The 12,769-nt window shown below is 71.5% G+C and carries 14 protein-coding genes; 7 read left to right on the plus strand and 7 right to left on the minus strand.

Annotation, left to right across the window (positions count from 1 at the left end; translation table 11 throughout):
• Positions 1-8: 8 nt before the first annotated feature.
• A complete protein-coding gene (locus tag ACIREE_RS28800; protein WP_404158395.1) occupies positions 9-1,502 on the minus strand; it encodes an aromatic amino acid ammonia-lyase in 1,494 nt (497 codons plus the stop codon).
• 190 nt (positions 1,503-1,692) lie between these two features.
• On the opposite strand from ACIREE_RS28800, the gene ACIREE_RS28805 reads away from it, so the two are divergent.
• The 6 genes from ACIREE_RS28805 to ACIREE_RS28830 are packed head-to-tail and all read left to right on the plus strand — an operon-like array spanning position 1,693 to position 7,051.
• On the plus strand, positions 1,693-2,820 hold the full coding sequence (locus ACIREE_RS28805) for an ABC transporter ATP-binding protein (RefSeq protein WP_404158176.1): 1,128 nt from the start codon (positions 1,693-1,695) through the stop codon (positions 2,818-2,820).
• On the plus strand, positions 2,817-3,467 hold the full coding sequence (locus ACIREE_RS28810) for an ABC transporter permease (RefSeq protein ID WP_404158179.1): 651 nt from the start codon (positions 2,817-2,819) through the stop codon (positions 3,465-3,467). Before ACIREE_RS28805 ends, ACIREE_RS28810 begins: the two co-directional genes overlap by 4 nt.
• A gap of 5 nt (positions 3,468-3,472) precedes the next feature.
• Positions 3,473-4,150 (plus strand): ABC transporter permease, encoded by a 678-nt coding sequence (locus ACIREE_RS28815; RefSeq protein WP_404158182.1) that lies wholly within the window; start codon positions 3,473-3,475, stop codon positions 4,148-4,150.
• Between the two features lie 11 nt (positions 4,151-4,161).
• On the plus strand, positions 4,162-5,106 hold the full coding sequence (locus ACIREE_RS28820; RefSeq protein WP_404158185.1) for an ABC transporter substrate-binding protein: 945 nt from the start codon (positions 4,162-4,164) through the stop codon (positions 5,104-5,106).
• Positions 5,107-5,131: 25 nt separating this feature from the next.
• Complete coding sequence (locus tag ACIREE_RS28825) at positions 5,132-6,553, plus strand: purine-cytosine permease family protein (RefSeq protein ID WP_404158188.1); 1,422 nt, start codon at positions 5,132-5,134, stop codon at positions 6,551-6,553.
• A gap of 57 nt (positions 6,554-6,610) precedes the next feature.
• A complete protein-coding gene (locus tag ACIREE_RS28830; RefSeq protein ID WP_404158191.1) occupies positions 6,611-7,051 on the plus strand; it encodes a hypothetical protein in 441 nt (146 codons plus the stop codon).
• 25 nt (positions 7,052-7,076) lie between these two features.
• Here the strand turns inward: ACIREE_RS28830 and ACIREE_RS28835 are convergent, their stop codons facing one another.
• Positions 7,077-7,847: an SDR family oxidoreductase gene (locus tag ACIREE_RS28835; RefSeq protein WP_404158194.1), complete on the minus strand. Its 771-nt coding sequence runs from the start codon at positions 7,845-7,847 to the stop codon at positions 7,077-7,079.
• Between the two features lie 103 nt (positions 7,848-7,950).
• Here ACIREE_RS28835 and ACIREE_RS28840 point away from each other — a divergent pair, with 103 nt between their 5' ends.
• Positions 7,951-8,793, plus strand: coding sequence for a helix-turn-helix transcriptional regulator (locus ACIREE_RS28840; protein ID WP_404158197.1), 843 nt, complete (start codon positions 7,951-7,953; stop codon positions 8,791-8,793).
• Between the two features lie 110 nt (positions 8,794-8,903).
• On the opposite strand, the gene ACIREE_RS28845 is transcribed toward ACIREE_RS28840, so the two are convergent.
• The 5 genes from ACIREE_RS28845 to ACIREE_RS28865 all read right to left on the minus strand — a co-directional run bounded on the left by ACIREE_RS28845 (position 8,904) and on the right by ACIREE_RS28865 (position 12,719).
• A complete protein-coding gene (locus ACIREE_RS28845; protein ID WP_404158199.1) occupies positions 8,904-9,278 on the minus strand; it encodes a hypothetical protein in 375 nt (124 codons plus the stop codon).
• Between the two features lie 26 nt (positions 9,279-9,304).
• The gene (locus tag ACIREE_RS28850; protein ID WP_404158202.1) at positions 9,305-9,877 is read right to left on the minus strand and encodes a roadblock/LC7 domain-containing protein; all 573 of its coding nucleotides are present in this window, start codon (positions 9,875-9,877) and stop codon (positions 9,305-9,307) included.
• A 95-nt stretch (positions 9,878-9,972) separates the two neighbouring features.
• A complete protein-coding gene (locus tag ACIREE_RS28855) occupies positions 9,973-10,740 on the minus strand; it encodes a DUF4388 domain-containing protein (protein ID WP_404158205.1) in 768 nt (255 codons plus the stop codon).
• Positions 10,737-11,147 (minus strand): hypothetical protein, encoded by a 411-nt coding sequence (locus tag ACIREE_RS28860; RefSeq protein ID WP_404158208.1) that lies wholly within the window; start codon positions 11,145-11,147, stop codon positions 10,737-10,739. Before ACIREE_RS28860 ends, ACIREE_RS28855 begins: the two co-directional genes overlap by 4 nt.
• A 219-nt stretch (positions 11,148-11,366) precedes the next feature.
• A complete protein-coding gene (locus ACIREE_RS28865) occupies positions 11,367-12,719 on the minus strand; it encodes a diaminopimelate decarboxylase (RefSeq protein WP_404158211.1) in 1,353 nt (450 codons plus the stop codon).
• Positions 12,720-12,769 lie beyond the last annotated feature (50 nt).

Genomic DNA, 12,769 nt, shown 5'->3' on the forward strand with positions numbered 1-12,769 from the left:
GTAGTTGGTTACTCCATGAATCGCTCCAGGAGCGCGGCGGCCCGTTCCACGTCGATGGTGAGCGGGCGGTCCGTCAGGTCCGGTTCGAGGTCCGCGTCGGCCAGTTCGAAGGCGCGGCCGACCGGGAGGGACGGGTCGGGGCGGTGGTCGCGCAGGCGCAGGGCGCGGACGGCGGCGACGAGTTCGCAGCCCACGACCTGGCGGTACGCGGCGCAGGCGCGCAGGGTCTGGCGGGCGGCCAGGGACGCGAAGCTGGCCTGTTCCTCGACGCCGCGGGAGAGGACGGCGTGGCCGAGGGAGGCGGGGGCGGAGAAGGCGCGGAGGTCGCCGAGGGCGGCTTCGGCGGCGTACTCCAGGATCATCACGCCGGACGCCCCTGGTTCGCCGTCGGCGAGGAAGGGGCGCAGGCGCGTGTAGGCCGGTTCGTTGAGGGTGGACAGGCGGGAGGTGGAGAGGCGGGCGGCCTGGGTGACGGAGAGCCGGAAGTGGTCGAGGGCCAGGGCGAGTTGGGCCATGTAGAAGCCGCCGTGGTGGTAGGCGGTCATGTCCTCGGCGGAGATCAGCGGGTTTTCGGCGGCCGCGTTGATCTCGACGGTGAGGATGTCTTCGAGGGCGTCCGCCGCGTCCTGGGCCGGGCCGTGGATCTGGGGGACGCAGCGGAAGCCGTACGGGTCCTGGATGCGGCCGAGCGGTGGGGTGGGGCGGTCGGGGGCGCCGAGGATGTCGCGCATCCGGGCCGCGACCTCGTAGGAGCCCTTGTGGCGGCGGGCCTCGTGGACGGGGAGGGCGTAGGCCTCGTAGGAGCCGTCGACCGCCAACAGGCTGAGGGCGGCGACGAGTTGGGTCGCCGTCAGCAGTGAGCGCAGTTCGTGCAGGGCCAGGGCCGACTGGCCGAGGGTCAGGGCGTTGCTGGAGATCAGGGCGAGGGCGTCGTTGTTGTCGAGCGGCTGGGCGGCCGGCGGGGCGCCCTTGCCGCGCCAGGGGTGTTCGCCCGCGAGGGCCAGGCCCATCTGGGCGAGCGGTGCGATGTCGCCGGTGCCGACGGAGCCGTGTTCGTTGACCGAGGGGTGCGATCCGTTCTCCAGCGCCTCGCACAGGGCGGTGACGACGGTGGGGCGCAGGCCCGCGCCGCCGGCGAGCAGCTGGTTGGCGCGGACGGCGAGCATCGCGCGGACCTCCCGCTCGGGCAGCTCGGCGCCGATCGCGCCCGCGTGGCTGCGCAGCAGGCGCAGTCCGTGGTCGGCGGCGGCCTCGGTGGGCACGTCCTCGCTGCGGTTGGCGCCGACGCCGGTCGAGCGGCCGTAGACGCGGCCCCAGGCGGCGATCTCGCGGGCCGCGTTCCAGGACTCCTCGACGCGTTTCATGGCGTCGGTGCCGGGGACGGGGCGGGCGCTCGCGTGGGCGAGGCGGACCACGTCGTCGACCGGGAGGCCGTGGCCGTCGAGCACGACGACCGGGGGCGCCGTGCCCGTAGGGTCCGTCGCGTCCCTCGGGGCCACCATCTTGGACGTCACGCGTCATTCCTCCTCGAACCGATATAAATCGCCCTGGATCGGGCGTTCGCGTCTCACATTTCGGGCAGCCCGGGGGGATTTACCGGTGATTTACGCGGGGGCATTGACAAGTTATTCACGCACCGAGAACTCTGCATGACGATATGCAGACCGGGCAAGAGGACTTCAGAGGCGCTCCATGATCCAGTTCGACGCGGTCCACAAGCGATTCCCGAACGGCACGACGGCGGTGCACGACCTCTCGCTCGACATGCCCGAAGGGGGCGTGACCGTCTTCGTCGGATCCTCCGGCTGCGGCAAGACGACCAGCCTCCGGATGATCAACCGTATGGTCGACCCCACGTCGGGCACCATCCGGGTCGGCGGGCGCGACGTCCTCGACCAGGACGCCGCCGAGCTGCGCCGCTCCATCGGATACGTCATCCAGCAGGCGGGCCTGTTCCCGCACCGCACCGTTCTCGACAACGTCGCGACCGTACCGCTGCTCCTCGGCTGGGGCCGTAAGAAGGCGCGCGCCGCGGCCGCCGATCTCCTGGAGCGGGTCGGGCTCGCCGCCGAGATGGGCAAGCGCTACCCGCACCAGCTCTCCGGCGGGCAGCAGCAGCGCGTCGGCGTGGCCAGGGCGCTCGCCGCGGATCCGCCGGTGCTGCTCATGGACGAGCCGTTCGGGGCCGTGGACCCTGTGGTGCGCAGTCAGCTTCAGGATGAACTGCTGCGGCTGCAGAAGGAGTTGAACAAGACCATCGTCTTCGTCACGCATGACATCGATGAGGCGGTGCGGCTCGGGGACCGGATAGCCGTGTTCCGGGAGGGCGGGCACCTGGTGCAATGTGCTCCGCCGACCGAGCTGCTTGCGCGGCCCGCCGATGACTTCGTCGCCGATTTCCTGGGGGCCGAGCGGGGGCTCAAGCTGCTGTCGCTGACCGGCTTGGAAGAGGTGGCGCAGGCCCCCCTGCCGGACGGGGGTTCCTGGGAGCTGGTGCTGGACGCGGCCCGCAAGCCGCTGCACTGGCGGGAGCGGGACGGTGCGGCCGAGGCGCCCGTGCGGGGCCTGCGCGACTCCGATTCCCTGCTGGCCGCGCTGAACGAGGCCGTTGCGTCGCCCTCCGGGCTGGTGGCCCGGGTCGACGCGGCCGGGGTGCTTACCGGGGTTTCGTCCCGGGATGACATCCACTCGCGTGCCGGGGTTGCTCACGCGCAAGCTCTGTCGGGCGCGCCCTCACGGGGCTCCGCCCCGGACCCCGCTGCCTCTCGTTCAAAGGCGGGGCTTGAAGCCGAAGCCGAAGCCGAAGAGGGTGCCGCATGAGCTTCGACTGGGAATGGGTCGGGTCCCATGGGTCCGACCTCACCACCCTCACCCTCTCCCACCTCCAGGCCGCCCTCACCGCCGTCCTGCTCGGCCTGCTGATCTCCCTGCCGCTCGCCGTCCTCGCCCACCGGGTCCGGCGGCTGCGCGGCCTTCTCCTCGGGTTCTCGAACATCCTGTTCACCATCCCGTCCATCGCCGTGTTCGTGCTGCTGCTGCCGGTCTCAGGACTGACCCGCACCACCACCGTCATCGGCCTGACGATCTACACCCTCGTCGTCCTGCTGCGGAACACCGTCGAGGGCCTGGACTCCGTACCGCAGAAGACCAAGGAAGCCGCGAAGGCCATGGGCACGCGGCCGCTGCGGGCCCTGCTCACCGTCGAGCTGCCGCTCGCGCTGCCGGTGATCATGGCGGGGGTGCGGATCGCGACGGTCATGTCCATCTCGCTCGTCTCCGTGGCCACGTACATCGGTGACGGCGGCCTCGGCCAGCTCTTCACCGACGGGTTCCAGCGCAACTTCCCGACCCCCGTCATCGTCGGCGTCGTGCTCACGCTGCTGCTCGCGCTCGTCGCGGACGCACTGCTCGTCGTCGTACAGCGGCTGCTCACGCCCTGGACCCGCACCCGGACCCGGAAGGCCTGACCGCCATGTACGAACTCTTCAAGAACCTGGGCTCCTGGCTGGTCGGCAGTGAGCAGTGGACCGGTCCCGACGGCATCGGTCACCGGCTCGTCGAGCATCTCCAGTACTCGCTGATCGCCACGCTCGTCGCCGCCGCGATCGCGCTGCCCGTCGGCCTGCTCATCGGGCACACGGGGCGTGGCGCCTTCATCGCCATCAACCTCTCGTCGTTCGGGCGTGCGCTGCCGACCGTCGGGCTCGTCGTCCTCGTCTTCCTGGCCAGCGGGCTGTCCATGTGGCCCGTCTACATCGCCCTCGTCGCGCTCGCCGTGCCGTCGATCGTGACCAACACGTACGCGGGGATGACCGCCGTCGACCCGGAGGTGCGCGACGCCGCGCGCGGGCAGGGCATGCGGGCCCATCAGGTCCTCTTCCAGGTCGAGCTGCCGCTCGCGCTGCCGCTGATCATGACGGGCCTGCGGCTCGCGCTCATCCAGGTCGTCGCGACCGCGACCATCGCCGCGTACGTCTCCTTCGGCGGGCTCGGCCGCTACGTCTTCGACGGGCTCGCCCAGCGGGACCTCGTGCAGGTGCTCGGCGGCGCCGTTCTCGTCGCGGTCGTCGCCGTCGTCCTCGATCTGGCCCTCTCCGGGCTGCAGCGCCTCCTCTTCCGCCACCGTCCCGCCGCGCTCAAGTCCGCCTAGGAGCAAGCAAGATGACCAACCTCAACCGACGCGCCGTCATCGGCGGGCTCTTCGCCGCGGCCTCCGTCCCCGCCCTCGCCGCCTGCTCCGGCGGCGTCACGTCCCTCGACGGGGGCGGCTCCGGCGGCGGAGGCGGCGGCTCCAGCAAGGGCGGCGTCACCATCGGCACCGCCAACTTCACCGAGAACCAGGTCCTCGGCTACCTGTACGCGGCAGCGCTCGAAGGGGCCGGGGTGAAGACCACCGTCCGCCCCAACCTCGGCACTCGCGAGATCCTCATCCCCGCCCTCAAGGGCGGCGACATCGACGTGCTGCCCGAGTACCAGGGCGCCCTGCTGCACTACCTCGACACCAAGGCCGACGCCACCGAGGAGGGCGAGATGCAGAACGCCCTCGCCATGGCGCTCCCGGCGGGGCTGCAGATCCTGCCCTACGGGATGGCCGAGGACTCGGACGCGTTCGTCGTCACCGGCGAGACCGCCGCGAAGTACCACCTCAAGTCGCTCGCGGACCTCGCGAAGCACAACGGCAAGCTCACCATCGGCGCCGCCCCGGAAGTGAAGAAGCGGCAGGTCGGCGCGGTGGGCCTGAAGGACGTGTACGGCGTCGAGTTCAAGGAGTTCAAGTCCCTGGACTCGTCGGGGCCGCTGGTCAAGGGCGCCCTGAAGAAGGGCGACGTCGACGTGGCGAACCTGTTCACCACCGACACCGACATCGCCGCCAACCACTGGGTCGTCCTCACCGACCCCAAGAACCTCGTCCCCGGTCAGCACGTCGTCCCGCTGGTCGCCGACCGCAAGGCCGACTCGACCGTCCGCAAGGCGCTGGCCCGGCTCGGCAACGTACTCACCACCGAGCAGCTGACCGAGCTGAACCGGCTCGTCGACAAGGACAAGAAGGACCCCGAGGACGTCGCGAACGACTACGCGCGCCAGCACGGGTTGATCAAGAAGTAGCTGAGCAAGAAGTAGAGGTCAACGTATGGCAGCGGTAGTGGAGAAGCATTCCATCGACGTCGTCCCGGACAGCGAGCGGCACGGGCGCGCCTTCAACCAGTTCACGCTCTGGGTCGGCGCGAACCTGCACATCACCGCCGTCGTCACCGGGGCGCTCGCCGTCGTCTTCGGCGGCGACGTGGTCTGGTCGCTGATCGGGCTCGTGCTCGGCAACCTGCTCGGCGGCGCCGTCATGGCGCTCCACTCGGCGCAGGGACCGAAGCTCGGCCTGCCGCAGATGATCCAGTCGCGGGCCCAGTTCGGGGTCAAGGGCGCCGTCGTGCCGCTGCTCCTCGTGATCCTCATGTACGTCGGGTTCTTCGCGAGCGGCAGCGTGCTCGCTGGGCAGGCGACCGCTCAGCTGACGCACACGAACGACGTGACCGGCATCATCGTCTTCGCGCTCGTCACGGCCGTCCTGGCGGCCGTCGGCTACCGCGTCATCCATGTGCTCGGCCGGGTGGCGAGCGTCGTCTGCGCGCTCGCCTTCGTCTACCTGGGCATCCGGCTCCTCGACCGCGTCGACCTCGGCGACCTGCTGGGCGACGCGCACTTCTCCTTCCCGATGTTCCTGCTCGCCGTGTCGCTCTCGGCGTCGTGGCAGCTGGCGTTCGGCCCGTACGTCGCCGACTACTCGCGCTATCTGCCGCGCACGACCAGCGCCAAGGCCACGTTCTGGTGGACGCTGTCCGGCTCGGCGCTCGGCTCGCAGTGGTCGATGACGTTCGGTGTGCTGGTCGCGGCGAGCGCGGGCGAGGCGTTCCTCGACAACCAGGTCGGCTACGTCGTCTCGCTCGGCGGCGCGGGCCTGATCGCCTCCGTCTTCTACTTCGTCATCGCGCTCGGCAAGCTCACCGTCAACGTCCTCAACACGTACGGCGGCTTCATGGCGATGGTGACCGGCGTCAGCGGTTTCCGCGGGCAGCGCGTCCTGTCGCAGCACGGCCGGGCCGTGTACATCGCGGTCATCATGGTCGCGGGCACGGCCGTCGCCATCGCGGGCAAGGACAGCTTCCTGTCGTCGTTCAAGGACTTCCTGCTGTTCCTGCTGACGTTCTTCACGCCGTGGAGCGCCATCAACCTGGTCGACTACTACCTGATCTCGCGGGAGCGCTACGACATCCCGGCCCTCGCCGACCCGAACGGCCGCTACGGCGCCTGGCGCTGGGACGCGCTCGGGGTCTACGCCGTCGGGCTCGTCGCCCAGTTCCCGTTCCTTGCGACGTCCTTCTACACCGGCCCGCTCGTCGGCCCGCTCGGCGGCGCGGACATCTCCTGGATCGTGGGGCTGATCGTTCCGGCCGTCCTGTACTGGCTGATCGCCCGGCGCGACACCTCGCACGTGCCGGAGGCGACGATCCTGGAGGAGCCGCAGGCCCAGCCGGTGGTGTCGGGTGTGGCCCAGTAGGAAGAGGGGGGCTAGCCCCACTGCGACGCGCGCCTTCGCTCCGTACCGTGAACCGGTATGGAAGCCCGCGAACAGGCCCGTGACGCCGAACTCAAGAAGGAACTCGACGCCACCCTGCACGCCCGCAGGGAACTCGGCGAAGAGTACGAGACCGCGCTCGTCGACTCGTTCCTCGACAAGGTCGAGCAGCGCCTGGACTCCGTCGTGGACCGGCGGGTGCGCAGGCAGCTGGCCGAGCAGCAGATGGTCGTCGCGCGCGATGCGCGCGGCGGCCGCGGCTCGGGCGACAACTGGGGCGAACGCTTCGGCTTCGCCGTCGTCAGCCTCGTCCTCGCGATCCCGCTGTCCGCGATCGCCGTGATCAACGCCCACCTGCCCGGTCTGCTGATCGCCTGGGGCGGCATCGTCGGCGTGAACGCCCTGCACGCCGGCCACTGGGGGCCCCTGTTCGGAGGGAAGCGGCGCGAGCAGCGGCGCGACTCCGACTGGGAGGACTGACGCACCCTTCACGACTGCGGGTCCTTCACGCCTGCCGGGTCGGCAGGAGGACGGCCTGGCGCAGGTTCACATGGCGGGGGCGGCTGGTCGTGTAGGCGATGAGGTCCGCGATGTCCTCGGACGAGAGCCCGGTGAGCGCCTCGAACATGCCGTCCAACTGGCCGGAGAGCTCCGCGTTGTCGACGTGCGAGGCCAGCTCCGACTCCGTCAGACCGGGTTCGATGTTCGTGACGCGGACGTCGAGCGGGCCGAGCTCCGTGCGCAGCGACTGCGACAGATACGTCAGGGCGGCCTTCGTCGCGCCGTACACCGCGTAGTTCGGGAACGGGACGTGCGCGCCGATGGACGAGATGTTCACCAGGTCCGCCGTGCCGCCCGCCGCGGCCGTCGCCATGAGGTCGGACGTGAAGGCGCGGATGACGCGCAGCGCGCCGGAGACGTTCGTGTCGAGCATGCGCTGCCACTCGTCGGCGCGGCCCTCGGTGACGGGGTTCGGCAGCATCACGCCCGCCGCGTTCACGACGAGGTCGACCCGTCCGTACGCGGCGTGCACGCGCTCGGCGGCGGCGTCGACGGAGGCCTGGTCGGTGATGTCGGTGGGGAGCGCGAGGGCCTGCCCGCCGTCGGCCCCGATCTTGGCCGCCAGCTCGGTGAGGCGGTCGGCGCGCCGGGCGAGGAGGGCGACACGGGCGCCCTGGGCGGCGAGCAGCCGGGCCGTTGCCTCGCCCATGCCGCTGGCGGCGCCGGTGACGAGTGCGGTGCGGCCGGAGAGGTTCGTGTACGTCGTCTGAGTCATGGCAGCAGCTTGCGGCGGCCCGCGGGACTTACCCAGGGCAGAGCTTTTCCTGGGTATGCCAGTACCAGGATGAATGTGCGCAGGGATGCCTAGGATCGGCGGCATGAACGAGCTCGGTGACATAGGGGATTTCCTGCGCTCGCGGCGCGCCCGCATCCGGCCCGAGGAGGTCGGCCTGCCCGGCCACGGCCGCCGCCGCGTGGCGGGGCTGCGGCGCGAGGAGGTCGCCCAGCTCGCCGGGGTCAGCGTCGACTACTACATCCGCCTTGAGCAGGGCCGGGGCACGTCCGTCTCGGACGCCGTGCTCGACGCCGTCGCCCGCGTGCTGCGCCTCGACGACACCGAGCAGACGTATCTGCGCGCGGTCGCCCGCCCCGCCGGGACCCGCCGCAGAGCGGCCGAGCGCCCGGCCGCGCAGCGGGTGCGGCCGGGCCTGAGGCTGCTCCTGGACACGATCGAGAAGGCGCCGGCGTTCGTGCTCGGCCGCCGCATGGACGTGCTGGCCTGGAACGCGCTCGGCGACGCGGTGCTCGGCTTCTCCGCGATGCGCCCGAAGGACCGCAACATGCCGCGCCAGGTCTTCCTCGCCCCGGCGGCGCGCGACCTCTACCCGGAGTGGCCGGCGGTCGCCGCCGAGACGGTCGCGTACCTGCGGCTCGACGCCGGCGCCCACCCACAGGACCCACAACTGGCCAGCCTCGTAGGGGAGTTGTCGCTTGCCAGTAAGGACTTCCGGCGCCTGTGGGCGGACCACCAGGTGAAGGAGAAGTCGAACGGCGCCAAGCGCATGCTGCACCCCGTCGCCGGTGAACTCGCCCTGCCGTACGAGACGTTGACGGTCACGGGGGAGCCCGATCAGATGCTGGTGGTGTACACGCCGGAACCCGGCTCGGTGACCGAGGAACGGCTGCGGATGCTGGGCAGCTGGGCCGCCACACCGCACTGAGCACTCTGTCGCCGAGCGCTCTGCCACGGCAGCGGGCGACGCCGCACCCGCTGGGGCGCGGCGTCGCCGACCTTTCTCCGGCAGACTCTCCGGGAAGTGAACGCCTGTGCTCAGACGTCCAGTTCGGCCTCGATCTGCTTGAGCTGGTGACGGGCCATCGCCAGGTTGGCGCGCGAGGAGTCCAGTACGAGGTACAGGAACAGCCCGTTGCCGCCGCGGCCCTTCAGCAGGCGGATCAGGTGGTACTGGGTGCCGAGGGTGATGAGGATGTCGTCGATCTCGTCCTTCAGGCCGAGGTGTTCCATGGTGCGCAGCTTGGCGCGGACGACGTCGGTGTTGCCCGCGGCGGCGACCTCCAGGTCGAAGCTCTTGGAGCCGCCGATGGTGCCGAGGGCCATGCCGCTGTTGTAGTCGACGAGTGCTGCGGCGCTCGCGCCCTCGATGGAGGCTATGGCGTCCTTGAGTGCGGTCTCGGTGTTGGCCATGGTCGTGGGTCCTTTCCTACGCTGCCTCAACGGGCTGTTCGGGGTTGCAATGTGGGCTCGGAGAGGTCGGTCTTCGGGGTGCGGACAGGGAGTCCGCTGTCGGTGGAAGCGGGTGGGGAAGCGGCTGTGGCTGTGGCTGAGGAGGTGGAGGCGGAAGGGGTGGCGGGGGCCGTGCGCGCCCGGGACCGGCCACGGGCCCGGGGCGGCGGCTCGGCGGCAGCCGCGGCCGCGGCAGCGTCGATCAGTTCGCCGATCCGGGTGCTGGAGCGGCGGCCCTCCAGATGCAGCCGCCCGACGTTGACCCGGTCCTCGGCGAGCAGCGTGAGGATCGCGGTCTCCCCGGCGGCATACGTGGCGACGTAGCCGTCCGTGCCGCGCACCAGGAGCTCCCGGAAGCCGCCCTGCCCGGTGGCGTCCGAGAGGCGCTGTGCCACGCCGAGCGCGGCTGCGGTCAGCGCGGCCACGCCCTCCGGTTCGACGCCCGGCGTGTCCTGGGCGAGCACGAGTCCGTCGACGCTGGCCGCGAGCGCCCCGGTGACCTGGGGGACCCGGACTCGCAACCTCTGTAGTTCGCCGAGGACTTCGGCCTCGTCGGCCATCGGCGGTCTCCTTCCGGGAGTGTGGGGGGCGACGGCAGGCATGGGAGGGATGGGAGGCCCGGGGTCGGGCCGTCCGGCGGCGCGGCGCAGGCGCTTCACAACGCCTCCAGCGCGGTGCGCAGCCGGCGCAGCAGCGCCACGTCGGGGTCCTCGACAGCGGCGTGTGCCATCCATGCGGGTACGGGGACCGGGCCGGCGGGCTCCGGTGGAGCCGTGGTCACCAGGCCGCCCGCGGCCAGGCGGCGCAGGTCGACCAGGGTGTGGAAGGCGGGCCTGCCCAGGGTGAGTGCTATCTGTGAGGCGGTGCGTGAACCGTCGACCAGGTCCAGGACGCGGCGCCGGCGGGCCGGGACCGGCAGCCCCCGGTCGGAGGCCCGGGTCAGTGGCGCCGTGTCGGTGTCCGGCTCGGGCCAGATCCGCTGGAGCAGTTCGCGGCGGCGCCGGGTCTCGCGCTCGACGGCGGCCACCGGCACCGGCCGTACCGCCCCGAACCAGTGCGAGACCCCGTACCGGAAGCGGGTCGGGCCGCTGCTCGGGGCGAGGGTGAAGTACGCGGCGTCGAACACCGCGCCCAGGTGGCAGAGTTCGAGCGCGCCGTCCGAGAGGCGGCCCTGCTCGACGAGGTAGCGGCCGACGCGCTGCCGGGCCCCCGCCTGGTCGACCGCCTCCCACCAGCGGTCGGCCCGGACCGCGCCGCCCGCGGTGAGCAGCACGTCCATGCCGGGGGTCGCGGGCGACTCCGCGTGCACTATGCGGCCGTCGGCCAGGTACAGGGTGCCGTGTTCACGGATCAGCGCCCCGGTGGCCCCTTCGGCGGCCAGCCGGCCGAGCATCGGCGAGACGTTCGCCGGGATGGTACTCATCCCAGTACCAGCCGGTCGGCTATGTCGGCGAGGCGCAGCCGGGCGAACGCGAGGTTGCCCTCGTCCCGGTCGAGCCACAGGTGCAGGAAGACACTGCTGTCGAAGCTGGTCCGGACGAAACGCAGCAGGTGGTAGCCGTCGCGGTTGGTGACCATGACGTCCTCGACGGGCGGCGCCTTGTCACTGGTGCCCTCGGTCCAGTCGCTGCCGTCGGCCGGGGAGAAGGCCCGGTGCTCGGCCGCCAGACGGGCGAGTTCGGCGGCCTCCGCGGCGGTGGCCTCGTGGTCCCCGTTGGGCGAGTCCCCGACGGTGCCCAGGGCGAGGCCGCTGGTCCAGTCGACGACGGAGGCGCCCCGCGCCCCCGGCAGCCGCATGACCTCGAGCAGGCACTCGTCGATTCCGGGCACGCCTGGAACTCCCCACCTGGTTACCGTGTTTGTGTGTCGCCGGCACTTGCGTGACGACGAAATTACGCAGGGTACGGAAACCTGGTGAGCGTTCCGGCATTTTCCGGTGGAACATTCGAAAGGGGGCTAAAATCCGCCAACCGCGACTGAAATAGGGATCGTTCACCGGCGTGCGCGCCGGTGCTTTCGCCGGTGTTTTCGCTGGTGTCTTCGCCGGTGTCAGAGGTCGAGCAGGGCACCTCGCTGCTTGCCGCCCGACTCCGCCACGATCTCCTCGACCGTCTGCGGCGCGCGTACGGTCGCGAACCGCGCCCCGTCGCCGTCGGCGCCTGCCGTGAAGCCGTAAACGCCGGGCCGCACCAGCGAGTTGTACGAGTAGTGCTGCGCGAAGTAGTACGCGCCGGTGTCGAGCGCGGCGGCGTAGTCGCCCGCCGCGAGCAGCGGCAGCGCGTGGTTCTCGGCGAGCAGGTCACCGGAGAAGCAGGCGGGTCCCGCCACGTCCTGCGCGACGTCGGGGCCGGTCTTGGGCCGCCCCTTCGCGTCGTAGGCGGCGATCCGCAGCGGCCAGGAGGCGGGTGCGTAGACGGTCCGCGTCGCGACCTGAACTCCCGCGTGCGTCACGGCGATCGGGCGGCCGCCGCTCTCCTTCGCGTACTCGACGAGTGCGAGGGTCGTGCCGTGCTTGGCGAGCAGCGAACGGCCGAACTCGGTGACCAGGCCGTAGCGCCCGTCGAAGAGGCCGGGGACGGCGCCGGCGAGCAGGTTCGCGTACGTGGCGTAGTCGGGGGTCTCTTCGTCGGAGGTGAAGTTGACGGGCAGGCCGCCGCCGATGTCGAGCGTGTCGATCTGCTGCCGGCCCGCCGCCGCGTTGATCTCCTCGGCGAGTTCGTACGCGGCTCGCACGCCCTGCGCCATCAGTTCCAGGGGCACGCCCTGGGATCCGGAGTGCGTGTGCAGGCGGGTCAGCCACGGCCGGTCCAGGTAGGCCTGGACGACCCACGCGCGGGCGCCCTCGTCGCGCAGCGCCACGCCGAACTTGGAGGTGGCGGTCGCGGTGGACAGGGCGCCGATGGAGCCCGCGCCGATCTGCGGGTTGATCCGGACCCCGATCGGGGAGCTGGTGGGGGCGGAGGCGACCAGGGCGTCGACGCGGGCCAGCTCCTGCGGGTTGTCGGCGTTGACCGCTATGCCGAGGGCGAGGGCCTCGCGCAGTTCGGCGCCGGTCTTGGCGGGGGAGTCCAGGACGGTACGGGTCGGCGGCACCCCGGCCGCGCGGGCCAGGGCCAGCTCGCCCGGACTCGCGACCTCGGCCCCGATGCCCGCCTCGTGCAGCAGCCGCAGGACCGGCACGAGCGGGGTCGCCTTCACGGCGAAGGCGTGCAGGACCGCGGTGCCGGGAGCGGTGACCGCGTCGAAGGCGGCGCGCAGCGCGGCCGCGGACGCGCGGATGCCCGTGACATCGAGGAGCCCGGCGACGGGGGCCGCCGGGCCGACGAGTCCTTGCTCGACGGCCGCACGTACTGCCTGGTCGCGACGGGTGGAGAGGGCCGTGGAAGCGTCACTGGATGCCATGTGGTCCAGACAACCACTCGGAGCGCGTCCGTGGGAATGTATTGACTAGT

The organism is Streptomyces sp. NPDC102467 (genome assembly GCF_044765445.1).
Taxonomy (GTDB): domain Bacteria; phylum Actinomycetota; class Actinomycetes; order Streptomycetales; family Streptomycetaceae; genus Streptomyces.

Bases quoted from the DNA above. Each gene is read 5' to 3' on its own strand.
- ACIREE_RS28825 (WP_404158188.1), top strand. From the start codon at position 5,132: ATGGCAGCGGTAGTGGAGAAGCATTCCATCGACGTCGTCCCGGACAGC.
- ACIREE_RS28840 (WP_404158197.1), top strand. From the start codon at position 7,951: ATGAACGAGCTCGGTGACATAGGGGATTTCCTGCGCTCGCGGCGCGCC.
- ACIREE_RS28845 (WP_404158199.1), bottom strand. From the start codon at position 9,278: ATGGCCAACACCGAGACCGCACTCAAGGACGCCATAGCCTCCATCGAG.
- ACIREE_RS28855 (WP_404158205.1), bottom strand. From the start codon at position 10,740: ATGAGTACCATCCCGGCGAACGTCTCGCCGATGCTCGGCCGGCTGGCC.
- ACIREE_RS28850 (WP_404158202.1), bottom strand. From the start codon at position 9,877: ATGGCCGACGAGGCCGAAGTCCTCGGCGAACTACAGAGGTTGCGAGTC.
- ACIREE_RS28810 (WP_404158179.1), top strand. From the start codon at position 2,817: ATGAGCTTCGACTGGGAATGGGTCGGGTCCCATGGGTCCGACCTCACC.
- ACIREE_RS28805 (WP_404158176.1), top strand. From the start codon at position 1,693: ATGATCCAGTTCGACGCGGTCCACAAGCGATTCCCGAACGGCACGACG.
- ACIREE_RS28815 (WP_404158182.1), top strand. From the start codon at position 3,473: ATGTACGAACTCTTCAAGAACCTGGGCTCCTGGCTGGTCGGCAGTGAG.
- ACIREE_RS28830 (WP_404158191.1), top strand. From the start codon at position 6,611: ATGGAAGCCCGCGAACAGGCCCGTGACGCCGAACTCAAGAAGGAACTC.
- ACIREE_RS28865 (WP_404158211.1), bottom strand. From the start codon at position 12,719: ATGGCATCCAGTGACGCTTCCACGGCCCTCTCCACCCGTCGCGACCAG.
- ACIREE_RS28820 (WP_404158185.1), top strand. From the start codon at position 4,162: ATGACCAACCTCAACCGACGCGCCGTCATCGGCGGGCTCTTCGCCGCG.
- ACIREE_RS28800 (WP_404158395.1), bottom strand. From the start codon at position 1,502: ATGGTGGCCCCGAGGGACGCGACGGACCCTACGGGCACGGCGCCCCCG.
- ACIREE_RS28835 (WP_404158194.1), bottom strand. From the start codon at position 7,847: ATGACTCAGACGACGTACACGAACCTCTCCGGCCGCACCGCACTCGTC.